Annotated in this window: 16 protein-coding genes and 1 tRNA gene; 14 read left to right on the plus strand and 3 right to left on the minus strand. The window is 69.0% G+C overall.

What is annotated here, in order from left to right:
* Positions 1-735: 735 nt before the first annotated feature.
* Positions 736-1608 carry a GNAT family N-acetyltransferase gene (locus AB0F81_RS13225; RefSeq protein ID WP_360195699.1) on the minus strand — a complete coding sequence of 291 codons (873 nt, stop codon included), beginning with the start codon at positions 1606-1608 and terminating at the stop codon, positions 736-738.
* Positions 1609-1768: 160 nt separating this feature from the next.
* Here AB0F81_RS13225 and gltB point away from each other — a divergent pair, with 160 nt between their 5' ends.
* The 4 genes from gltB to AB0F81_RS13245 all read left to right on the plus strand — a co-directional run bounded on the left by gltB (position 1769) and on the right by AB0F81_RS13245 (position 10372).
* Positions 1769-6340: a glutamate synthase large subunit gene (gltB, locus tag AB0F81_RS13230; protein WP_360195701.1), complete on the plus strand. Its 4572-nt coding sequence runs from the start codon at positions 1769-1771 to the stop codon at positions 6338-6340.
* A complete protein-coding gene (locus AB0F81_RS13235; RefSeq protein ID WP_360195704.1) occupies positions 6333-7802 on the plus strand; it encodes a glutamate synthase subunit beta in 1470 nt (489 codons plus the stop codon). Before gltB ends, AB0F81_RS13235 begins: the two co-directional genes overlap by 8 nt.
* A gap of 261 nt (positions 7803-8063) precedes the next feature.
* On the plus strand, positions 8064-9500 hold the full coding sequence (gene pyk / locus AB0F81_RS13240; protein ID WP_360195706.1) for a pyruvate kinase: 1437 nt from the start codon (positions 8064-8066) through the stop codon (positions 9498-9500).
* Complete coding sequence (locus tag AB0F81_RS13245) at positions 9500-10372, plus strand: acyl-CoA thioesterase II (RefSeq protein ID WP_360195709.1); 873 nt, start codon at positions 9500-9502, stop codon at positions 10370-10372. The genes pyk and AB0F81_RS13245 overlap by 1 nt, the downstream gene beginning before the upstream one ends.
* 92 nt (positions 10373-10464) lie before the next feature.
* On the opposite strand, the gene AB0F81_RS13250 is transcribed toward AB0F81_RS13245, so the two are convergent.
* Both AB0F81_RS13250 and AB0F81_RS13255 read right to left on the minus strand, forming a co-directional pair.
* Positions 10465-11331, minus strand: coding sequence for a DUF308 domain-containing protein (locus AB0F81_RS13250; protein WP_360195712.1), 867 nt, complete (start codon positions 11329-11331; stop codon positions 10465-10467).
* 433 nt (positions 11332-11764) lie between these two features.
* Positions 11765-11841, minus strand: a tRNA-Leu gene (locus AB0F81_RS13255).
* A 158-nt stretch (positions 11842-11999) separates the two neighbouring features.
* Here AB0F81_RS13255 and AB0F81_RS13260 point away from each other — a divergent pair.
* The 10 genes from AB0F81_RS13260 (at position 12000) to polA (ending at position 23156) form a co-directional block, all read left to right on the plus strand.
* The gene (locus AB0F81_RS13260) at positions 12000-12602 is read left to right on the plus strand and encodes a response regulator (RefSeq protein ID WP_360195714.1); all 603 of its coding nucleotides are present in this window, start codon (positions 12000-12002) and stop codon (positions 12600-12602) included.
* A 216-nt stretch (positions 12603-12818) separates the two neighbouring features.
* Positions 12819-13982, plus strand: a complete 1164-nt coding sequence (locus AB0F81_RS13265; RefSeq protein WP_360195717.1) for a branched-chain amino acid ABC transporter substrate-binding protein — start codon at positions 12819-12821, stop codon at positions 13980-13982.
* Positions 13983-14064: 82 nt separating this feature from the next.
* On the plus strand, positions 14065-15015 hold the full coding sequence (locus AB0F81_RS13270; protein ID WP_360195720.1) for a branched-chain amino acid ABC transporter permease: 951 nt from the start codon (positions 14065-14067) through the stop codon (positions 15013-15015).
* Positions 15012-16115 carry a branched-chain amino acid ABC transporter permease gene (locus tag AB0F81_RS13275; protein WP_360195723.1) on the plus strand — a complete coding sequence of 368 codons (1104 nt, stop codon included), beginning with the start codon at positions 15012-15014 and terminating at the stop codon, positions 16113-16115. Before AB0F81_RS13270 ends, AB0F81_RS13275 begins: the two co-directional genes overlap by 4 nt.
* A complete protein-coding gene (locus AB0F81_RS13280; RefSeq protein WP_360195725.1) occupies positions 16112-17011 on the plus strand; it encodes an ABC transporter ATP-binding protein in 900 nt (299 codons plus the stop codon). Before AB0F81_RS13275 ends, AB0F81_RS13280 begins: the two co-directional genes overlap by 4 nt.
* The gene (locus tag AB0F81_RS13285) at positions 17001-17711 is read left to right on the plus strand and encodes an ABC transporter ATP-binding protein (RefSeq protein ID WP_360195728.1); all 711 of its coding nucleotides are present in this window, start codon (positions 17001-17003) and stop codon (positions 17709-17711) included. The genes AB0F81_RS13280 and AB0F81_RS13285 overlap by 11 nt, the downstream gene beginning before the upstream one ends.
* Before the next feature lie 25 nt (positions 17712-17736).
* A complete protein-coding gene (locus AB0F81_RS13290) occupies positions 17737-18636 on the plus strand; it encodes an ABC transporter substrate-binding protein (protein ID WP_360195731.1) in 900 nt (299 codons plus the stop codon).
* 10 nt (positions 18637-18646) lie between these two features.
* Positions 18647-19645, plus strand: a complete 999-nt coding sequence (locus AB0F81_RS13295; RefSeq protein ID WP_360195734.1) for an amino acid ABC transporter permease — start codon at positions 18647-18649, stop codon at positions 19643-19645.
* Positions 19642-20412, plus strand: coding sequence for an amino acid ABC transporter ATP-binding protein (locus AB0F81_RS13300; protein WP_360195737.1), 771 nt, complete (start codon positions 19642-19644; stop codon positions 20410-20412). The genes AB0F81_RS13295 and AB0F81_RS13300 overlap by 4 nt, the downstream gene beginning before the upstream one ends.
* Positions 20413-20465: 53 nt before the next feature.
* Entirely contained in the window at positions 20466-23156 is a 2691-nt protein-coding gene (gene polA, locus AB0F81_RS13305) for a DNA polymerase I (protein WP_360195740.1), read from the plus strand.
* Positions 23157-23369: the final 213 nt, after the last annotated feature.

The following is a 23369-nucleotide window of genomic DNA, read 5'->3' on the forward strand; positions in this document are numbered from 1 at the left end:
CACCGAAATCATCGAGACCACCGCGATCGCCGCATAAGATCAACACACACGGATCAGCGCTGGCCGCCTCTTACACCACGCCAGCGGACGTGACCGCGAGTTGCTTCGGCGGGCCTGAGACAGTGCTGGCTGTCAGCCGGTCTGCTCGGCTGCGCCTGAGAGTTGCCTCGGCCGGCCCCAGGCGACGCTGGCTGTCAGCCGGTCCGCTCTGCCGCGCCTGAGAGTTGCTTCGGCGGGCCTGAGACGCCGCTGACTGTCAGCCAAGCGGATCTCACCGTTGATCGGATAGTCCCCTTCGGCCTGCGTGCCGAGTGCGCGGGCGACGGCTGGTCGGGCCGGGCCGTAGCCAGTACGCCTGTGCCGGGCTTGTGGGGCGTATGGGCTACGGCTGAGGTGGGGCGGCCGGCGCTGGTGCGGGTGGCGGGGCGGTGCGGGGACTGGCATCGGAGCAATCTTGGCGGGAGGACGCCGAGTGGGAGCACCTTGGCGTTGCGCGAAGTGCAAGATCAGATTTTGGGAAGGGTGTGGAGCGCCTCTCATGACGGGGAGAGGAAGATCTCAATACCGGCTTCACCCGTTCGACACACTCGTCCGCCGCGCTCGGCGAGCACGCGGCACCGGACGTGAGATCGACACCTGTAAGGACCGAAACACGATTCGGTGCTTACGGCGTACCAAATCTTGGGAACTGTGAGGGAATCGCAAAGGCCGCGGCAGACTGCGGGGTTCCGCGCCTCAGAGAGGCGCGGCCGCCGGCTCGGCGATGCAGGCCGTGCCCACCCGCCGGAAGCCCACGCGGGTGTAGAGGCGCGCCACGTCGTCATCGCCCGCGGAGAGGAAGATCAGCTGCACCCCGGAGCGCAGCAACCGCCCGGACAGAGTGGCCGTGAGCTGCGAGGCATAGCCGCGATCCCGCGCCGACGGCAGCGTCGCCACACCCACGATCTCGGCCACGTCGCCGACCCGCTGGCTGGTCGCGGTGGCGAGGATGCCGTCGGTGGGCGACTCCACGACCGCGGTCAGATAGTCACCGCTGTCGAACATCTCCCGCGCGTGCTGCACCGCCTCCTCGGTCAGCGGCGCCGCGGCATCCCGCTCGACCGGGCCCGCACCATCGATGACCAGGGTTTTCTCGACCGTCTCCAGGGGCGTGAGGTGCGCCGGCGCGCCGAATCCCAGCCGGGCCACGGCCCGGGACGCGCGCAGGTCGGCGGCGAAGCTCGGCGCGGCCGGATCCAGGTAGCGGATGGTCGCGCTGCGGACCGGCAGATCCGGTACGAGAGCCGCCGGGTCCAGTGTCAGCAGCGGCGCGAGCAGCACGTCCAGCCCCGCGGAACGGGCGACCGCCAGCAGGTCGGGCGTGGTCTCGTGCACCCACTCGAACGTCTCCGGAACGCCCAGTTCGCGCTGCCGTTGCCGGGCGGCGGTGAGGTCCGCGGCCGAAGGGGTGTGCGAACCGAGCCGCGGCCGTGCATAGTAGGGCCAGCCCTCTCCCTCGCGGACGAAGAGGATCAACGAGCCGATCTCCTCGATCCGCGCCCAGGGGCGTGGCAAAGCGTCGTAGAACCGCTCGAGTCGGTCGAAGAGGCCGGAATCCACTGGCGCCATCGCGCGAGACTACCGGTCCGCGGACCGGCTGTGCTATTCAGTTCGTCCGCAGATCAGTGCGAGGTGTGATCAATCCGCATCTGGCGGAGATCAGTGTCTCTTAACGTAGACTCAAGAGACTTTGCAGGGCCGACGTCGTCCCGACCTCGAAACGAAACAAGTGACGACAGGAGGCCCGGTGGCATATCCGCACCCCCAGGGGCTTTACGACCCGGCGACGGAACGCGACGCCTGTGGTGTGGCCTTCGTAGCCGACATTCACGGCCGTCGCTCCCATGACGTGGTTGCCAAGGGCCTGTCGGCGCTGATTCGCCTCGACCACCGGGGCGCCCGCGGCGCCGAGCAGAACACGGGCGACGGCGCCGGCATCATGATCCAGATCCCGGACGAGTACTTCCGTGCCGTGGCCGGTTTTGACCTGCCGCCCGCCGGGAGCTATGCCGCCGGTCTGGTCTTCCTTCCCACGGACCCCGACGACGCGGCTCGTGCGATCAAGGTCTTCGAGAAGTACGTCCTCGTCGAGGGTGGCGAGGTGCTCGGCTGGCGCGACGTCCCGGTGAACCCGGACGACCTGGGCGCCACCGCCGAGGACGCCCGCCCGGCGATCCGGCAGGTCTTCCTCGCCGCGCACCGCCTCACCGGCTCGCCCGCCGGCCCGGCCGGTGAGCAGCTCTCCGGCATCGAGCTGGACCGGGTGGCGTTCTGCATCCGCAAGCAGGCCGAGCGGGAGACCTCGCAGCGCGGCGTCGCGGCGTACTTCCCGTCGCTCTCCTCGCGCACCATCACCTACAAGGGCATGCTCACGCCCGAGCAGCTGCCGGCGTTCTTCCCGGACCTGACCGACGAGCGGGTGTCCAGCGCGATCGCCCTGGTGCACTCCCGGTTCTCCACCAACACGTTCCCGTCGTGGCCGCTGGCGCACCCGTACCGGTTGATCGCCCACAACGGTGAGATCAACACGATCCGCGGCAACAAGAACTGGATGGCCGCCCGTGAGGCGCTGCTGTCCTCGCCGAACATCCCGGGCAACATCAAGCGGCTCTTCCCGATCAACTCGCCGGAGGCGTCCGACTCGGCGAGCTTCGACGAGGTGCTGGAGCTGCTCCACCTCGCCGGCCGCAGCCTGCCGCACGCGGTGCTGATGATGATCCCGGAGGCCTGGGAGAACGACCCGGAGATGGAGCCGAAGCGGCGCGCGTTCTACCGCTTCCACGCCAGTCTCATGGAGCCGTGGGACGGCCCGGCCTCCGTGGCGTTCACCGACGGCACGATCATCGGCGCGGTGCTGGACCGCAACGGCCTGCGCCCCGGCCGCTGGTGGCACACCGCCGACGGTCTGGTGGTGCTCGGCTCCGAGGCCGGCGTCGTCGACGTCGACCCGGCCCGCGTGGTGGCGAAGGGCCGGCTGCAGCCCGGCAAGATGTTCCTGGTCGACACCGAGGCCGGGCGGATCGTTCACGACGACGAGATCAAGGCCGAGCTGGCCGCCGCCGAGCCGTACGCGGACTGGCTGCACGCCGGCCTGATCGAGCTGGAGGACCTGCCGCCGCGCGAGCACGTCATCTACACGCACGACTCGGTCACCCGCCGCCAGCAGGTCTTCGGTTACTCCGAGGAGGAGCTGAAGATCCTGGTGGCGCCGATGGCGCGGACCGGGGCGGAGCCGCTCGGCTCGATGGGCACCGACACCCCGATCTCGCCGCTGTCCACCCGGCCGCGGCTGCTGTTCGACTACTTCCACCAGCTGTTCGCGCAGGTGACCAACCCGCCGCTGGACGCGATCCGGGAGGAGCTGGTCACCAGCCTGGCGTCGACCATCGGGCCGGAGGGCAACCTCCTCAAGCCGGGGCCGGCGAGCTGCCGGCAGATCTCCCTGCCGTACCCGATCATCGACAACGACGAGCTGGCCAAGATCCTCTCGATCGACGAGGACGGCGACCTGCCTGGCTTCAAGGCGGTCCGGGTCTCCGGCCTCTACCCGCTGCGCGACGGTGCGGCCGGCATCAAGGCCCGGCTCACCCAGATCTGCCGGCACGTGTCCGAGGCGATCGAGGACGGCGTACGCATCCTGGTGCTCTCCGACCGGGACTCCAACGCCGACCTGGCGCCGATCCCGTCGCTGCTGCTCACCGCGGCGGTGCACCAGCACCTGGTGCGTGAGCAGACCCGTACGCAGGTGGCGCTGGTCGTCGAGTCCGGCGACTGCCGCGAGGTGCACCACGCCGCCGTGCTGATCGGCTACGGCGCGGCCGCGGTCAACCCGTACCTGGCGTTCGAGAGCGTGGACGACCTGATCGCCACCGGCGCGCTGGTCGGCATCGAGCCGCGCAAGGCGGTGCGCAACTACGTCAAGGCGCTCGGCAAGGGCGTCCTGAAGATCATGTCCAAGATGGGCATCTCGACCGTGTCGTCGTACTGCGGCGCCCAGGTCTTCGAGGCCGTCGGCCTGGAGAACAAGCTGCTCCAGCGCTACTTCGCGGGCACCTCCGGCCGGATCGGCGGGGTCGGCCTGGCCGGCATCCACGCCGAGGTGAAGGCGCGGCACGAGAAGGCCTACCCGGCGAACCCGGCCGAGCGGGCGCACCGGCGCCTGGAGGTCGGCGGCGAGTACCAGTGGCGCCGCGAGGGTGAGATCCACCTGTTCAACCCGGAGACCGTCTTCCTGCTGCAGCACGCCACCCGGTCCAAGCAGTACGACGTGTTCCGCAAGTACACGAGCAAGGTGGACGAGCTGGCCGCGCAGGCGGGCCACCTCCGTGGGCTGTTCCGCTTCGCGTCGGACCGGACCCCGGTCCCGATCGACGAGGTCGAGCCGGCCAGCGAGATCGTCAAGCGGTTCTCCACCGGCGCGATGAGCTACGGCTCGATCTCCGCCGAGTCGCACGAGACCCTGGCGATCGCGATGAACCGGCTGGGCGCCAAGTCCAACACCGGTGAGGGCGGCGAGGACGTCGAGCGCCTCTACGACCCGCAGCGCCGTTCCGCGATCAAGCAGATCGCCTCCGGCCGGTTCGGGGTGACCAGCGAATACCTGGTCAACGCGGACGACCTCCAGATCAAGATGGCGCAGGGCGCGAAGCCCGGCGAGGGTGGTCAGCTGCCCGGCAACAAGGTGTGGCCGTGGATCGCCAAGACCCGGCACGCCACCCCGGGCGTCGGCCTGATCTCGCCGCCGCCGCACCACGACATCTACTCCATCGAGGACCTGGCCCAGCTGGTCCACGACCTCAAGATGGTCAACCCGATGTCCCGGGTGCACGTCAAGCTGGTCAGTGAGATCGGCGTGGGCACGGTCGCGGCGGGTGTCGCCAAACTCAAGGCCGACGTCATCCTGATCTCCGGCCACGACGGCGGCACCGGCGCGTCCCCGCTGAACTCGCTCAAGCACGCCGGCACCCCGTGGGAGCTGGGCCTGGCCGAGGCGCAGCAGACGCTGCTGCTGAACAAGCTGCGGGACCGGGTCACCGTGCAGGTCGACGGCCAGCTCAAGACCGGCCGTGACGTGGTGGTCGCGGCGCTGCTCGGCGCCGAGGAGTTCGGTTTCGCAACCGCTCCGCTGATCGTCTCCGGCTGCATCATGATGCGGGTGTGCCACCTGGACACCTGCCCGGTCGGCATCGCCACGCAGAACCCGGTGCTGCGCGAGCGTTACACCGGCAAGCCGGAGTTCGTCGAGAACTTCTTCATGTTCCTCGCCGAGGAGGTCCGCGAGCTCCTGGCCGAGCTCGGCTTCCGCAGCATCGACGAGGCGATCGGCCACGCCGAGATCCTCAACGTGGTCGAGGCGGTGGACCACTGGAAGGCCAAGGGCCTCGACCTGGCCCCGGTCCTGCACGTGCCGGACCTGCCCGAGGGCGCCGCCCGCCGGGGCGTCGTCAAGCAGGACCACGGCCTCGAGCTGGCCCTGGACAACGAGCTGATCGCCCTGGCCCAGCCGGCCCTGACCGAGGGTCTGCCGGTCCGCGCCGAGCTGCGTGCCCGCAACGACCAGCGCAGCGTCGGCGCGATGCTGGGCGGCGAGGTCAGCCGCCGCTACGGCGGCAACGGCCTGCCCGACGACACCATCTCCTTCACCCTGCGCGGCACCGGCGGCAACTCGTTCGGCGCCTTCCTGCCGCGCGGCGTCACCCTGCGGCTCATCGGCGACACCAACGACTACGTCGCGAAGGGCCTCTCCGGTGGCCGGGTGATCGTGCGCCCCGCCGAGGACGCGCCGTTCACGGCGGAGGAGAACACCATCGCCGGCAACACCATCCTGTACGGCGCCACCGGCGGCGAGGTCTTCCTCCGCGGCCGGGTCGGCGAGCGGTTCGCGGTCCGCAACTCCGGCGCCTCCACGGTCGTCGAGGGTGTCGGTGACCACGGCTGCGAGTACATGACCGGTGGTGTCGTGGTGGTGCTCGGCCCGACCGGGCGTAACTTCGCGGCCGGCATGAGCGGCGGCAAGGCGTTCGTGCTGGACCTGGACAAGTCGCTGGTCAACCCGGAGCTGGTGGACCTGGCGCCGCTCACCGACGACGAGCGTGACGTGCTGCGCTCGCTGGTGGAGAAGCATCACGCCGAGACCGACTCGTCGGTCGCCGGCCGGCTGCTGAAGGACTGGAACGCCGCGGTGGAGCAGTTCACCGCCGTGGTGCCGCGCGACTACAAGCGCGTGATGGAACTGATCAGGACCGCCGAAGCCGCCGGTCGCAACGTTGACGAGGCGGTCATGGGGGTTACCAGTGCCTGATCCGAACGGTTTCCTCCGCTACGAGCGGCAGCTCCCGAAACGGCGTCCGGTCCCGGTCCGGATCATGGACTGGAAAGAGGTCTACCCGCCCGCGGGCGAGGAGCTCATCCGGGACCAGGCGACCCGCTGCATGGACTGCGGCATCCCGTTCTGCCACGACGGCTGTCCGCTGGGTAACCGCATCCCGGACTGGAACGACCTGGTGCGTACCGGCTCGTGGGACGCGGCGGCCGAGTCGCTGCACGCCACCAACAACTTCCCGGAGTTCACCGGCCGGCTCTGCCCGGCGCCCTGCGAGGCGGCGTGCGTGCTCGGCATCGCCGACGACCCGGTGACCATCAAGCAGGTCGAGGTGGAGATCGCCAACCACGCCTTCGGGCGCGGTCTGGTGCCGCAGCCGGCGCCGGCCTCGACCGGCAAGTCGGTCGCGGTCGTCGGTTCCGGTCCGGCCGGCCTGGCGGCCGCCCAGCAGCTGGCGCGAGCCGGGCACGCGGTCACGGTCTACGAGCGCGACGACCGGATCGGCGGCCTTCTCCGGTACGGGATCCCCGACTTCAAAATTGAGAAGGACGTGATCGACGCCCGCCTCGCGCAGATGGCCGCCGAGGGTGTGGTGTTCCAGACCGGCGTCAACGTGGGTGTCGACATCACCGCCGACGACCTGCGGGACCGTTACGACGCGGTGCTGCTCGCCGCGGGCGCCCTGGCGGGCCGGGACACCCCGGACACCCCGGGCCGGCACCTGAACGGCGTGCACCTGGCCATGGAGCACCTGGTTCCGGCCAACCGGATCGTCGCCGGCCTGCAGGACACCACGCCGATCGACGCCAAGGGCAAGCACGTGGTCATCATCGGTGGCGGTGACACCGGCGCGGACTGCCTCGGTGTGGCGCACCGGCAGGGTGCCGCCTCGGTCACCCAGCTCGACCAGTACCCGCTGCCGCCGGAGGTCCGGGCCGGGATCAAGGACCCGTGGCCGACCTGGCCGATGATCCTGCGCAACTACGCCGCGCACGAGGAGGGCGGCGAGCGCGTCTTCGGCGTGGCCGTGCAGGAGTTCGTCGGCGACGAGAACGGCAACCTGGTCGCGATCCGGCTCGCCGAGGTTCAGGTGCAGCGGATCGACGGTGTGCGTACCGTCACCATCACGCCGGGCTCGGAGCGTGAGATCCGTGCCGACCTGGTGTTGCTGGCGATCGGTTTCGAGGGCACCGAGGACCAGCCGCTGCTGCGGCAGTTCGGCCTGACCCGCAACCGGCGCAACGTGCTCGACGCGGACCAGGGCTGGCAGACCGGCGCCGAGGGCGTCTTCGTCGCGGGTGACATGCACAAGGGCGCGTCGCTGATCGTGTGGGCGATCGCCGAGGGCCGGGCCGCCGCGGCGGCGATCCACGGCTATCTGGGCGCGGCCGGCGAGCTGCCCGCGCCGGTGCGCTCCGACCAGCAGCCCCTGTCGGTCTGACCACTGTCGGTCTGATCTGATCGCTCGTTAAGGCCCGCCGCCCCCCCGGGGTGGCGGGCCTTTGCGCTGGTCGGAAGGGGTTGCGGTATGTGCCGTCGGCCGCCCGGAGGCGACCGATAAGCTGAACCGGCGGTCGCTGAAGCCCGCGGACGACGCAGCGCACCCCGTGGACCTCGCGGGTTGACCTCGCCGTCGACACCCGCAGTTCATGCCGATGACGGGGGTCGGCCGCCGGGCCGCCCCAGAAGAAGGACTAGCCTGATGGCCGTGACACGCCGCGCAAAAATCGTCTGCACGATGGGCCCCGCCACCAAATCACCGGAGCGCATGCTCGGCCTGGTCGAGGCGGGAATGAACGTGGCCCGGATGAATTTCAGCCACGACACCCGCGAGAACCACAGGGAGATGTACGACCTGGTTCGCGCGGCCGCCGAGCAGGCTGACCGCCCGGTCGCCATCCTCGCCGACCTGCAGGGGCCGAAGATCCGCCTCGGCAAGTTCGCCGATGGTCCGCACCGCTGGGAGACCGGTGACCGCGTGGTCATCACCAGCGAGGACATCCTCGGCACCAAGGAGCGGGTCTCCTGCACCTATACGAAGCTGCCCCACGAGGTGAAGACGGGTGACCGTCTCCTGATCGACGACGGCAAGGTCGCGGTCGAGGTCACCGGCGTCGAGGGCGAGGACATCCAGTGCCTGGTCATCGAGGGTGGCCCGGTCAGCAACAACAAGGGCGTCTCCCTGCCGAACGTCGCGGTGAGCGTCCCGGCGCTCAGTGACAAGGACGAGGAGGACCTGCGCTTCGCCCTGGGACTCGGCGTCGACCTGGTCGCGCTCTCGTTCGTCCGCGCGCCGGAGGACATCAACCTGGTCCACAAGATCATGGACGAGGAGGGCCGCCGGGTCCCGGTCATCGCCAAGGTGGAGAAGCCGGAGGCGGTCGAGCACCTCGAGGCCATCGTGCTCGCCTTCGACGGCGTCATGGTCGCCCGCGGTGACCTCGGCGTCGAGCTTCCGCTGGACCAGGTCCCGCTGGTGCAGAAGCGCGCCGTGCAGCTGTGCCGGGAGAACGCGAAGCCGGTCATCGTCGCCACCCAGATGCTCGACTCGATGATCGAGAACTCGCGCCCGACCCGCGCCGAGGCGTCCGACGTCGCCAACGCGGTGCTCGACGGCACCGACGCGGTCATGCTCTCCGGCGAGACCAGCGTCGGCAAGTACCCGGTGCTCACCGTCAGCACGATGGCGAAGATCGTCACCACCACCGAGTCGGGTGGCATGGGCGTGCCGCGGCTGCAGCACGACCCGCGTACGCACGGTGGCGCGCTCACCGTGGCCGCCTCGCAGATCGCCCGCAACATCGGCGCGAAGGCGCTGGTCGCCTTCTCGCAGACCGGTGACACCGTGCGCCGCCTCGCCCGGCTGCACTGCGACCTCCCGCTCTACGCGTTCACCCCGGTCTCCGAGGTGCGCAACACCCTCGCCCTGAGCTGGGGCGTGGAGACCTTCCTGACCGACTTCGTCGAGCACACCGACGACATGTTCCGGCAGGTCGACGCGAAGATGCTGGGGCTCGGGCTGGCCAAGCCCGGCGACTACGTGGTTGTCGTGGCCGGCTCCCCGCCGAACGCGCCCGGCTCCACCAACACCCTGCGCGTGCACCAGCTCGGCTCGCTGGTCGACCCGGCGACGGTTTGATGCAGCTCCGGGGTCAGGCCGCCGTCGATCAGCTTCTGGAACTGCTCGACCTGAGGCAGATCGACGCGGCCACCTTCGAGGGCGAGAGCCCGCAGACCGGCGCCCAGCGCGTGTTCGGCGGCCAGGTCGCCGGGCAGGCGCTGGTCGCCGCGGGCCGCACCGTCGACCCGAGCCGTACCGTGCACTCGCTGCACGGGTACTTCGTGCGCCCCGGTGACCCGACCGTGCCGATCACCTTCCACGTGGAGAACATCCGCGACGGCCGGTCGTTCTCGGTGCGCCGGTCGACGGCGAAGCAGCACGGTAAGACGATCTTCTTCATGTCGGCGTCGTTCCAGGTGCCGGAAGAGGGGCTGGACCACTACACCGAGGAACCCGCCGGTGTGCCGGCCCCGGAGGACGTCCCCACCATGCGCGACTGGGTGGAGCGGTACCCGGACCGGATGGCGCTGTTCAAGGCGGCGCCGCAGGCCGTGGACGTGCGCTACGTGGGCGTGCCCGGCTGGGTGCCGCCCGGTGACCGGGAGGTCGAGCCGCAGCAGCGGGTGTGGATGCGGTTCGACGGCAAGCTGCCGGATGATCCGCTGCTGCACGCGTGTGCGCTGACGTACGCGTCGGACCTCTCGCTGCTGGACGCGGTCCTCTCCACCCACGGCGAGGTCTGGGGCCCGGGCGGCGTGATCGGGGCGAGCCTCGATCACGCGCTCTGGCTGCACCGGCCGTTCCGCGCCGACGAATGGTTCCTCTACGACAGCGTCAGCCCGTCCGCGAGCGGCGCTCGTGGCCTCGCCAGCGGGCGCATGTTCACCCGCGACGGCCGGCACATCGCCAGCGCCGTGCAGGAGGGTCTGCTGCGCCGCATCGGCGGCTGACTCCTCGACGGAGAACCCCGCCGGAGTGGATCCCGGCCCGGCGACTGGCCGTAGACGGATCCACCACCGGCGGGGGCGGGGAACAGGCTTCTCTAGCGCCCGTGCCGTTCGGCAGGCTGGCCGTGCACGCCTTCGGGGGTGTCCGGGACCGGCGGCAGGTCTTTCGGCAGGGTCGCGGTGTCCACGCGCGGTCCGCCGATGCCGGCCTGCGTCAGCATCGCGTCCAGGTCGGCTGTCGTGCGTACCACCTGCTCGTGGAAGGTCTCGCCGCCGGTGGCCGTGCCGGTGATGGTGACCGGGCTGGTGGCGGTCGCCTCGCCGGTGATCACCGTCGGTGCGCCGGGCCGGGCCCGGTGCCGGGCTCGCGACCGGGCCGGCGCGCCCTCGTAGTCGTGCAGCCCGGCCGAGTAACCGGCCACCCCCGCGGCCCGGTCCGGCGGCAGCTCCAGCACGTCCTTGCGGGTGCCCGCGACCTCCCGCAACCGGAACGCGGTGACCAGGTCGGCGACGGCGCGCAGCACCCCCAGCCCGCCGAGCGTGACGATCACCAGATCCGCGGTACGCGCGAACGGGCTGGCCGCGAAGAACCCCAGGCCGGTCTCGAGCACGCCGACCGTGACCAGCAGGCTCCACACCCGGTCGGAGCCGCGGGTCATCACGCCCACCGCGACGTCGACCGCGCCGCGCACCAGCAGGTACCAGCCGATCAGCGAGGCCGGCGTGGTGAACGACGAGTCCGGCGCGGTGAGCATCACCGTTCCGGTGCCGGCGAACAGCGCGGTCAGGCCCGCGTTGACCCACCAGGTCCGGGTCCCGGCCAGCGCCCGGATCAGCTCGCAGGCCGCGCCGAACAGGATGACCGGCCCGGCCACGGCGGCGATGTCGGTCGGCTGCAGGCGCATCACCGCCCACGCGATCGCCAGCCACGCCGCGCCGGCGAACATCAGGAAGCCCCACATGCTCCCGCGCGACACGGTCAAGGGCGAAGAACCGGACCACAACATGAGGCCTCCCGCAGCAGCTGTCCCTGCCATGACAGCATCCGGGGCAGATCCCGGCGCGGGGTTCGCCGAGATTGGCCGTGGCCCCGCGGAGAAGATCAAGATCACAGTCGGCCGGCGGTGCGTATTCCACGATCCGGAACCGGCGCGAATTGATTCATCGGATCCGGTGCCCGCGTTTGATCAGTGCGCTTATCCCGTTCGAAACGCGTGAGCCATCGAATGGAAATGGCCGCTGCGGGAATGAATCACGGCGACAATCGAGTTCTGGGACGCGTGCCCGCACCGGCGTCGCGGCTGCTCCGGGCCAGGATGAGTGAATGGATGCTGGCGAGCCTGCGGTAATGCAAGATCAGCCGGAATGCCGCGGCAGAATGATCAAGCGATTGACTGGTGCCCCCGGTGGGATTCGAACCCACACTGTATGGTGTTTGAGACCATCTTCTCTGCCGGTTGGAATACAGGGGCCGACCCACTCATCTTGGCATGCCCCGGCGCGGCAAATCGAACCGGGCATGACTTGGTCACGCCAGGATGAGTCTTCGACAGCCTACCCACTAGGCTTAGGGCGGCGGTACCCACATACGGGGTGTCGCGACATCGACGTTCTGGGGGTAGGGGTTTCCGTGGCCGACACGCAGGCTGGTGCCGAGCGCAAGCGGGTGCTCATCGCCGAGGACGAGGCCCTGATCCGGCTGGACCTCGCCGAGATGCTCGTCGAGGAGGGCTACGACGTGGTCGGGGAGGCCGGCGACGGCGAGACCGCCGTGCGCCTGGCCGAGGACCTGAAGCCGGACCTGGTGATCCTGGACATCAAGATGCCGATCATGGATGGTCTGGCGGCCGCGGAGCGGATCGCCGGCGGCCGGATCGCGCCGGTGGTGATCCTGACCGCCTTCAGCCAGCGTGATCTGGTGGAGCGGGCCCGCGCGGCCGGTGCGATGGCCTACCTGGTGAAGCCGTTTCAGAAATCCGACCTGGTGCCGGCCATCGAGATCGCGCTGTCGCGCTACTCCGAGATCGCCGCCCTGGAGTCCGAGGTGGCCGGCCTGACCGACCGCCTGGAGACGCGCAAGTCGGTCGAGCGCGCCAAGGGCGAGCTGATGACGAAGTACGCGATGACCGAGCCGCAGGCGTTCAAGTGGATCCAGCGCACCGCCATGGACCACCGGATGACGATGCGTGAGGTCGCCGACCGCATCCTCGCCGAGGGTCAAGAGCCTGCCTGAGTTGACCTTGACAGTCGACGGCTTGTAACACTTCCTCCGGCCGTCCGGTCACGGCACGTAACGGTTCGGTGAAAGCCCGTTTGAACTCTACCTACCTGTGACTCTCCTGGGATAGCGTCCGGCCCCATGACGGGCTGAGTGCGCATGATGCCGGTACGCAAGTGCCAATCAGCGCATGGTGGCTCGGTGGGTTCGGTATGGAGGAGGGTTCCAACCTTGAGGCAGGTTCTCGCGCGAGCGATCGGCGGAGTGGCCATCATCGGGCTGCTGGCCGGTTCTGCAGCTTGTAACAAGGATACGAGCAGCGACACGGCGACGGGTTCGAACTGCGGCTACAAGCTTGCGTTCTTCGGCGCGCTCACCGGTTCGGCCGCTAACCTGGGCGTCAACATCTCGCAGGGCTTCGAGCTCGCGATCAACCAGTACAACGAGAAGAAGGGGTCGACCTGCATCGAGGTCGCCAAGTTCGACTCGCAGGGCGCCGCCGAGGTGGCTCCGGGTGTGGCCCGTAGCCTCGTGGCGGACAAGAAGATCCTGGGCATCGTCGGCCCGCCGTTCTCGGGTGAGTCCGAGGCGGCCATGCCGATCTTCGACGAGGCCGGCATCCCGGCGGTCTCGCCGTCGGCGACCCGGGTCTCGCTGTCGTCGAAGGGGTGGAAGGTCTTCCACCGCGCGGTGGCGAACGACGACGCGCAGGGCCCCGCGGCCGCTGCGTACATCAAGGACGTCCTGAAGGCCGAGAAGGTCTTCGTCGCCGACGACCAGTCGGCCTACGGCGCCGGCCTGGCCGACGTCGTCAAGACCAAGCTGGGCGCCACGGTGGTCGCCAGCGACAAGACCGAGGGCGACGGCAAGCAGGCCGACTTCTCGGCTCTGGTGCAGAAGGTCGTCTCCAGCGGCGCGACCGCGCTCTTCTACGGCGGTTACTACACCAACGCCGGTCTGATCCGTAAGCAGCTGACCTCGGCCGGCTGGAAGGGCGTCCTGCTCGGCGGCGACGGCATGAAGGACCCGGGCCTGTCCAAGGCGGCCGGTAACGCCGCTGCGGCCGGCACGATCGTGACCTGCCCCTGCTCGCCGCCGGAGGCCGCGGGCGACGAGTTCAACAACGCGTTCAAGACCAAGTGGGGCGTCCCGGCGGGTACGTACTCCGACGTGGCCTACGACGCGGCGAACATCTTCCTGCAGGGCATCGAGGCGGGCAACACGACGCACGAGAAGCTCAACGAGTACCTGTCCACGGTGAACTACAAGGGCATCGCGAACACGTACAAGTTCACTGAGACCGGTGAGCTGGACCCGAGCCTGATCAAGGTCTGGGCGTTCAAGTTCGACGAGACCGGTGACAACAAGGCGGACCAGGAGATCAAGACTTCCTGACCTTTCGGCGGTAACTCTCTGTAGGGCCGGTGTGGCCGGATGATCTCCGGCCACACCGACCTCGTCGTTTTGGAGTCCTCTTGTGAATTTTTCCGGTCTGATTCAAGATTTCGGGCCGCTGACGATCGCCGGCCTTACACAGGGTGCGATCATCGCCCTGTTCGCTCTGGGCTACACCCTGGTCTACGGCGTCCTTCGGCTGATCAACTTCGCGCACTCCGAGGTCTTCCTCGTCGGCACCTATGCCTGTCTCATCGTCTGGGGCTTCTTCGGCCTCGACCAGAACTCGGCCACACCGGCCATGGGCGCGGTGATCGGGTACCTGCTCATCGGCCTGCTGGCCGCGATCGTCATCTCCGGGGTCACGGCCCTGGCGGTCGAGGTGGTGGCGTACCGGCCGCTGCGCCGGCGTAACGCGCCGCCGCTGGCCTTCCTGATCACCGCGATCGGCGCCTCGCTGTTCATCTCGGAGGTCGTCGGCGTTCTCACCCACCGCAACCAGCGTGGCGTGCCGAACCTCATCCAGCCGACGGATGTCCTGGTCATCGGCAACATGCACATCACCAACCTGCAGATTCTCATCATCGCGCTGGCACTGGTGAGCATGTTGGCGCTGGACCAGTTCATCAACCGGTCCCGGCTCGGTCGCGGCATCCGTGCCGTGGCGCAGAACCCGGACGCGGCGGCGCTGATGGGCGTCAACAAGTCCCGCGTCATCATGCTGGTCTTCCTGGTCGGCGGCCTGATGGCCGGTATCGCCGCGGTGATGTACGACCTGAAGATCGGTGTCACCCGGTTCGACGCCGGCTTCATCCTCGGCATCGAGGCGTTCACGGCCGCCGTCCTCGGCGGTATCGGCAATCTGCGCGGAGCTTTGCTGGGCGGCCTGCTGCTCGGTCTGGTGCAGGTCTACGCGGCGAGCCTGCTCGGCTCCGAGTGGCTGCGTGCGGCGGCGTTCATCATCCTGGTGCTGATCCTGCTGTTCCGCCCGACCGGCCTGTTGGGTGAGTCTCTGGGGAGGGCCCGCGCATGAGTACGGCCAAGGGAAAGACGAACGGCCGCGCGCTGCGGGGCATCTTCGGCCGGCAACCGCTGGCGGTCCGCGTCCTCGTCATGGTGCTGGTCGCCGTCGGGGCGTACATGCTGCCGTACGTGGGCTCCATCCCGCTGATCGGCCCGCAGATCATCACGCAGGGCATCGACTGGCCCAGCGCGCTGTTCAACATGTCGTACTACGTTCTGCTGGCTCTCGGCCTGAACGTGGTGGTCGGCTACGCCGGCCTGCTCGACCTGGGCTACGTCGGCTTCTTCGCCGTCGGCGCCTACTGCACGGCCCTGCTGACCTCGCCGGACAGCATCCTGCACACCGAGTGGGCGTGGCTGGCGTCCATCCCGATCGCGCTGGCCATCACCATGGTGGCGGGCGTGGTGCTGGGCTGGCCGACGCTGCGGCTGCGCGGTGACTATCTGGCCATCGTGACGCTCGGCTTCGCCGAGATCATCCGGATCGTGGCGACGAGCACCGAGATCCTGCGCGGTGAGCGCGGCTTCTCGAGCATCCCGCACCCGCCGGGTGAGGGCGCCGACGGCAAGCCGATCTTCGGCGTGGCGGACGCGACGCCGTACTTCTGGCTCGGTCTCACCGTGATCATCCTGGTCATCTTCGGTGTGCGGAACCTGGACCGCAGCCGGGTGGGCCGGTCCTGGCTGGCGATCCGCGAGGACGAGGAGGCCGCCGAGATCATGGGCGTGCGGACCTTCAAGTTCAAGCTGTGGGCGTTCGCCATCGGCGCGTTCATCGGCGCGCTGGGCGGCACCATCTGGGCGGGCAACCAGAACTTCATCAACTCGGCCACGTTCCAGCTTCAGTTCTCGATCCTGGTGCTGGCCGGTGTGGTCATGGGTGGCTCCGGCAACATCGCCGGCGCGATCCTCGGTGGTGCGCTGATCTCGTACATCCCGGACCGGCTGCGTGGCATCGAGGCGGGCGGCGTCGACCTGTACGAGTACCGGTTCGCCATCTTCGGCTTCGCCATCATCCTGATCATGGTGCTGCGCCCGCAGGGTCTGATACCCAGCAAGCGCAGAGCGATGGAGCTGAAGGACCGGGAGAAGGAGGTGGCCCCGCAATGAGCGAGCCACACATTGAGACTCCGGAGGAACTGGACCGTTTCAGCTCGCGGCCGGTGGACGAGGCCGCGCCGACCGGTCCGGTCGAGGAGTCCGCGCAGCCCGCACCCCGTGCGGACCGCGACGGCGACGTGCTGCTGGAGCTGGACAACGTCACGCTGCGGTTCGGCGGTGTGGTGGCCCTCAACGGGATCAGCTTCTCGCTGCGCAAGGGTGAGATCTTCGGTCTGATCGGCCCGAACGGCGCCGGCAAGACCACCTGCTTCAACGCGATGACCGGCGTGTACCGGCCGACCAGCGGCGAGATCCGGTTCAACGGTGAGTCGCTGATCGGCAAGAAGAAGCACGAGATCACCCGCAGCGGGATCGCCCGGACGTTCCAGAACGTGCGTCTCTTCCCGGAGATGACCGCGCTGGAGAACGTCATGGTGGGCGCGGACGCGCACCACAAGACCAGTGTGATCAGCGCGCTGTTCCGCCTGCCGCGGCACTGGCGGGAGGAGCGGACCGGCCGGGAGCGCTCGCTGGAGCTGCTCCGTTTCGTCGGCATCGAGCACCGGGCCGGCGAGGTCAGCCGCAACCTCTCCTACGGTGAGCAGCGCCGCCTGGAGATCGCGCGGGCACTGGCCACCAACCCGACCCTGCTCTGCCTGGACGAGCCGGCCGCCGGCTTCAACCCGGCGGAGAAGGTCGAGCTGCTCAACCTGATCAAGAAGATCCGCGACACCGGAGTGACGGTCCTGCTGATCGAGCACGACATGCGCCTGGTGATGGGGGTGACCGACCGGATCGTGGTGCTGGAGTTCGGCAAGAAGATCGCGGAGGGCACGCCCGCCGAGGTGCGCGACAACCCGGCGGTCATCGCCGCCTACCTGGGGGTGCCCACCGATGCTGCTTGAGTTGCGCGACATCACCCTCCTGTACGGCCGCATCCAGGCCCTGCACGGGATCAGCCTGAACGTGGCCGAGGGTGAGATCGTGGCGCTGATCGGTGCGAACGGTGCCGGCAAGACGACCACGATGAAGGCGATCTCGGGTCTGCGGCCGATCGCGCAGGGCTCGATCCACTTCGACGGCCAGGACATCACCAAGATGCGCGCCGACCTGCGGGTGGTGCGGGGTGTGTCGCAGTCGCCGGAGGGCCGCGGTGTCTTCCCGGGCATGACGGTCCGGGAAAATCTGGAGATGGGTGCGTACACGCGGCGCAACCGCTCCGAGATCAACGAGGACATGGAGCGGGCGTTCACCCTCTTCCCCCGGCTCAAGGAGCGGGAGAAGCAGGTCGGCGGCACCCTCTCCGGCGGTGAGCAGCAGATGCTCGCCGTCGGGCGGGCGCTGATGAGCCGGCCGAAGCTGCTGCTGCTCGACGAGCCGTCGATGGGTCTCGCGCCGATGCTGATCCAGCAGATCTTCGACATCATCGTGGAGATCAACCAGCAGGGCACGACCGTGCTTCTGGTGGAACAAAACGCACAGCAGGCCCTGTCGCGGGCGCACCGCGCGTACGTTCTGGAGACCGGCCGGATCGTCAAGGAAGGCACCGGCCAGGAACTGCTGCACGACCCCGCGGTGAAGGACGCCTACCTCGGCGTCGCCTAACTTCGTTTACCCCTAGGAGTACCCCATGTTCCGCACCACCCCCGGCCGGCGGGCGATCCTCGGCCTGGCCGTCGCGGCGGCGATGACCGTGTCGCTGTCCGCCTGCGGCGAGGAGTCGAATTCCGGCTCCGAGGCGCCGGCGCCGGCCACCTCCGCCGACACCACGCTGGCCGACAAGGTCCCGGCCGACATCAAGTCCAAGGGCACCCTGGTCATCGGCAGCGACTCGACGTACGCGCCGAACGAGTTCCTGGACGCCGACGGCAAGACCATCATCGGTTTCGACGTCGACCTGTTCAACGCGGTCGCCGCGAAGCTGAACCTGAAGACGGAGTGGCAGACCGCCACCTTCGACAGCATCATCCCCGGCGTCAGCAGCGGGAAGTTCGACGTCGGCGTCTCCTCGTTCACCATCAACGAGGAGCGGATGAAGGAGGTCAACATGATCTCCTACTTCTCGGCGGGCACCCAGTGGGCGGCCAAGGCCGGCGCGACCATCAACCCGGACGACGCCTGCGGCAAGAAGATCGCGGTGCAGACCGCCACCGTGCAGGTCGACGACCTGACCGCCCGGTCGAAGAAGTGCACCGACGCCGGCAAGCCGGCGATCACGATCGACCAGTACCAGGCCCAGTCGGACGCCACCAACGCCGTGGTGACCGGCAAGGACGAGGCGATGCTCGCCGACTCCCCGATCGCGGCGTACGCGGTGAAGCAGACCAACGGCCAGCTGGCCCTGGTCGGCGACATCTACGACTCCGCGCCGTACGGCTACGCCGTCGGCAAGGACAAGACCGAGTTCGCCAACGTCATCTCCGAGGCGGTCAACGCGGTGATCGCCGACGGCTCCTACAAGACCGCCCTCGAGAAGTGGGGCGTCGAGGCCGGCTCGGTCACCACCTCCGCGGTGAACCCGAAGGCCTGAGCCGTCCGGCATGACGGATAAGAACACAACCGAACGGGCACGGCCTGAGCCGATCAAGGCCGTGCCCGTCCGGCACCCTGGCAGATGGGTCGCGATCGCCGTCCTCACGGTGCTCACGGCCATGTTCGTGCACATGCTCGTCACGAATGACGGCTTCCGCTGGTCGTTCATCTTCGTCTCGTACGAAGAGGGCAAGAACGGCGTGATGTTCACCGGACCGGTGCTCGAGGGTCTGCGCGGCACTCTGCTGCTGACGGTCTTCTCGATGCTGATCGGTGTCGGGCTCGGCGTCGTCGTGGCGATCATGCGGCTCTCGCCGAACCGGATCCTCTCGTCGGTGGCGTGGGTCTACACCTGGTTCTTCCGGGCCGCCCCGCGGCTCGTGCTCGCCGTGGTGTTCGGCAACCTCAACGTCCTGTGGAGCCGGATCGGCTTCGGCCTGCCGTTCGACAAGCAGATCGGTGACCTGTTCGGCATCGACAACTTCAACGGCCAGTTCTTCAGCATCGAGTCGAAGGACCTGCTCGCCGGTTTCGTCGCCGCGATGCTCGCGCTCGGTCTGTCCGAGGCGGCGTACATGGCGGAGATCGTCCGGGCCGGCATCCAGTCGATCGACGAGGGCCAGGCCGAGGCCGCGGTGGCGCTCGGCATGTCCCGCGGTCAGGTCCTGCGCCGGATCGTCCTGCCGCAGGCCATGCGGGTGATCGTGCCGCCCACCGGCAACGAGGTCATCGCCATGCTGAAGGACACCTCGGTGGTCGCCTTCGTGCCGGTCACCGCGGAGCTGTTCTTCCAGCTCCGGGCCGTGTCGGCGCGTACCTTCGTGGTGCTGCCGGTGCTGATCGCGGCACTGATCTGGTACCTGATCCTGTGCAGCGTCCTGATGATCGGGCAGTACTTCCTGGAGCGGCACTTCAGCAAGGGCTACGGCGCGGCGGGCAGAGCCCGCCTGCGCCTGCAGACCATCCAGGCCGAGCAGGGCGGCATCGGCACGGGAGGGGCGACATGACGGAAAACCCGGTGATGGTACGGGCGGACAACGTCCACAAGTCGTTCGGTTCCCTCGAGGTCCTCAAGGGTGTCGACCTGACCGTGGGCAGTGGCGAGGTGACGTGCGTGCTGGGTCCCTCCGGCTCCGGCAAGTCGACGTTCCTGCGCTGCATCAACCACCTCGAGAAGATCAACGCCGGCCGGATCGAGGTGGACGGCGAACTGGTCGGCTACCGGGAGCGCGGAGGCAAGCTGCACGAGATGCGCGAGCGGGACATCGCCCGCCAGCGCCAGTCGATCGGCATGGTCTTCCAGCGGTTCAACCTCTTCCCGCACATGACCGTCCTGCAGAACGTCATGGAGGCGCCCTGCAAGGTCAAACGGGAGAGCAAGGGTGAGGTGCGGGACCGTTCCATCGCGCTGCTCGAACGCGTGGGTCTCGGTGAGAAGGTCGAGAACTACCCCGGCCAGCTCTCCGGCGGTCAGCAGCAGCGGGTGGCGATCGCCCGGGCACTGGCGATGCGGCCCAAGCTGATGCTCTTCGACGAGCCGACCAGCGCGCTCGACCCGGAGCTGGTCGGTGAGGTCCTGGACGTGATGAAAGACCTGGCCAGAGAGGGCATGACCATGATCGTGGTGACCCACGAGATCGGTTTCGCCCGGGAGGTCGCCGACTCGGTCGTCTTCATGGACGGCGGCGTCGTGGTGGAGCAGGGTGCGCCGAACGAGGTCATCCAGAATCCGCAGCAGGAACGCACCAAGGCATTCCTCAGCAAGGTGTTGTAAAGCGGGCGGGGCGGTCGGCGAACTTGTCACACCCCGGGACTAGAGTTCCCGACGTGAGCGACGACGCCCAGACTCCCCGCCTGCTGCTGCTCGACGGCCACTCGCTGGCCTACCGGGCCTTCTTCGCGCTGCCGGTGGAGAATTTCAGCACTCAGACCGGCCAGCCGACCAACGCGGTGTTCGGCTTCACGTCGATGCTCATCAACATGCTGCGCGACGAGAAGCCGACCCACATCGTCGTGGCCTTCGACGTCTCCCGGGTCTCCTTCCGCACCGAGAAATACGCGGACTACAAGGCCGGCCGGTCCGAGACGCCACAGCCGTTCCAGGGTCAGGTCAGCCTGATCAAGGAGGTGCTGGAGGCGCTGCGCATCCCGGTGGTGGAGAAACCGGGTTATGAGGCCGACGACGTGATCGGCACCCTCGCCACCCAGGCGCGCGAGGCCGGCATGGAGGTCGTCATCTCCACCGGCGACCGGGACGCCTTCCAGCTCGCCACCGAGCACGTCACGATCCTCTATCCGGTGCGCGGCGTCTCCGAGGTCTGGCGGATGACCCCCGAGGCGATCGAGGCGAAATACTTCGTGCCCCCCGCCCGCTATCGGGACAAGGCCGCCCTGGTCGGCGAGACCAGCGACAACCTGCCCGGCGTGCCCGGCGTCGGCGACAAGACCGCCGCCAAGTGGATCAATGAATACGGCGGACTCGACGGCATCGTCGCCAACGTTGACAAGATCAAGGGCAAGGCGGGGGAGAACCTGCGGGCCCACCTCGCCAACGTGCTGCGCAACTACGAGATCAACGCCCTGGTCTGCGACCTGGAGCTGCCGCTGCGCCCCGAGGACGTGCGCTGGCAAGGCTGGGATCGCGAGGCGGTGCACCGGGTCTTCGACGCCCTGGAGTTCCGGGTGCTGCGCGAGCGGCTCTATTCCTACCTCGAGGCGGTCGAGCCCGAGGCCGAGTCCGGCTTCGACATCGAGGGCCGCGTCGTGCGCTCCGGCGAGGTGGCCGGCTGGCTGAGCGAGCACGCCGCGCTCGCCCCGGTCGGCGTCGCGGTCACCGGCACCTTCGGCCGGGGCACCGGCACCCTGACCGGCATCGCCGTCGCCACCGGTGACGGCCCGGCCGCCTGGTTCGACCCGAGCGCCCTCGACGAGGCCGACGAGCAGGCCGTCGCCGCCTGGCTCGCCGACCCCGGCCGGCCCAAGGTCATCCACGACGCGAAACCGGCGATGCTCGCCTTCCAGGCGCACGGCTGGCAGCTGGCCGGCGTCACGGTCGACACCGCCCTGGCGGCCTATCTGGCCAAGCCCGACCAGCGGGCCTATGACCTGACCGACCTGGCCCTGCGCTATCTGAAGCGCGAGCTGCGCGTCGAGGAGCCGGACAACGGCCAGCTCACCCTCGACGGCCTCGGTGACGAGGGCGCCGCCGAGGAGGGCGTGATGCTGCGCGCCCGCGCCACGCTCGACCTGGCCGACGTGCTCACCGCCGAGCTGTCCCGCGACGGCGGCGAGTCGCAGCGCCTGCTCGCCGAGGTGGAGCAGCCGCTGTCGGTGGTCCTCGCCGAGATGGAGCGGCTCGGCATCGCCGCCGACACCGACTACCTGTCGGAGCTGGAGGCGCACTTCGCCGCCGAGGTGAAGGCGGCGCAGCAGGCGGCCCACGAGGTCGTCGGCCGCGAGTTCAACCTCGGCTCGCCGAAACAGCTCCAGGAGATCCTCTTCGTCGAGCGCGGCCTGCCCAAGACCAAGAAGATCAAGTCGGGTTACACGACCGACGCCGACGCCCTGCAGAGCCTCTTCGCCCAGACCGGCGACCCGGTGCTGGAGCACCTGCTGCGGCACCGCGACGTGGCGAAACTGAAGTCGACGGTGGACGGGCTGCTCAAGTCGGTCTCCGACGACGGCCGCATCCACACCACGTTCAACCAGACCGTGGCCGCGACCGGCCGGCTCTCGTCCACCGACCCCAACCTGCAGAACATCCCGATCCGCACCGAGGAGGGCCGGCGGATCCGGCGCGCCTTCGTCGTCGGTCCCGGCTTCGACCAGCTGATGACCGCCGACTACAGCCAGATCGAGATGCGCATCATGGCGCACCTCTCCGGCGACGACGCGCTGATCGCCGCGTTCAACTCCGGCGCCGACTTCCACGCCGCCACCGCCTCGTCGGTCTTCCACGTCGCCCTCGACGAGGTCACCCCCGACCAGCGCCGCAAGATCAAGGCGATGAACTACGGCCTGGCCTACGGCTTGAGCGCGTTCGGCCTCTCCAACCAGCTGACCATCTCCACCGAAGAGGCCCGCGGCCTGATGGAGGAGTATTTCGAGCGGTTCGGCGGCGTCCGCGACTACCTGCAGGCCGTGGTCACCCAGGCCACGAAGGACGGCTACACCGCGACGATCCTCGGCCGCCGGCGCTACCTTCCCGACCTGACCAGCGACAACCGGCAGCGCCAGGAGATGGCCAAGCGGATGGCGCTGAACGCGCCCATCCAGGGCTCCGCCGCCGACATCATCAAGATCGCGATGCTGCGCGTCGACGAGGCGCTGAAGTCCTCCGGCCTCTCCTCGCGCATGCTGCTCCAGGTCCACGACGAGCTGGTCTTCGACGTCGCCCCCGGCGAGCGCGACGCCCTCGAGGAGCTGGTGCGCCGCGAGATGGGCGGCGCCTACCCGCTCTCCGTCCCGCTCGAGGTCTCCGTCGGCACCGGCCGCGACTGGAACGGCGCCGACCACTGACGCCACCCGCGCAACCACTCACACCCCCACCGGCCGGCGCCGGAGCGAGCCACCGCTGATCCCGGCTCCTCCGCCGCCACCGCCGGCGTCCAGGCCGACGCGGTCCTCGTCGGTGGGGGAGCCCTCAGCGCGGCCCGCCGGCCTCCTGCCGCTCTGCTGCCGCGCGACGGCGGGCCGATCGCTGATGCCGGCTAGTCAGTCGCCGTCGCCGGT

Source organism: Actinoplanes sp. NPDC024001, assembly GCF_040638955.1.
GTDB lineage: Bacteria > Actinomycetota > Actinomycetes > Mycobacteriales > Micromonosporaceae > Actinoplanes.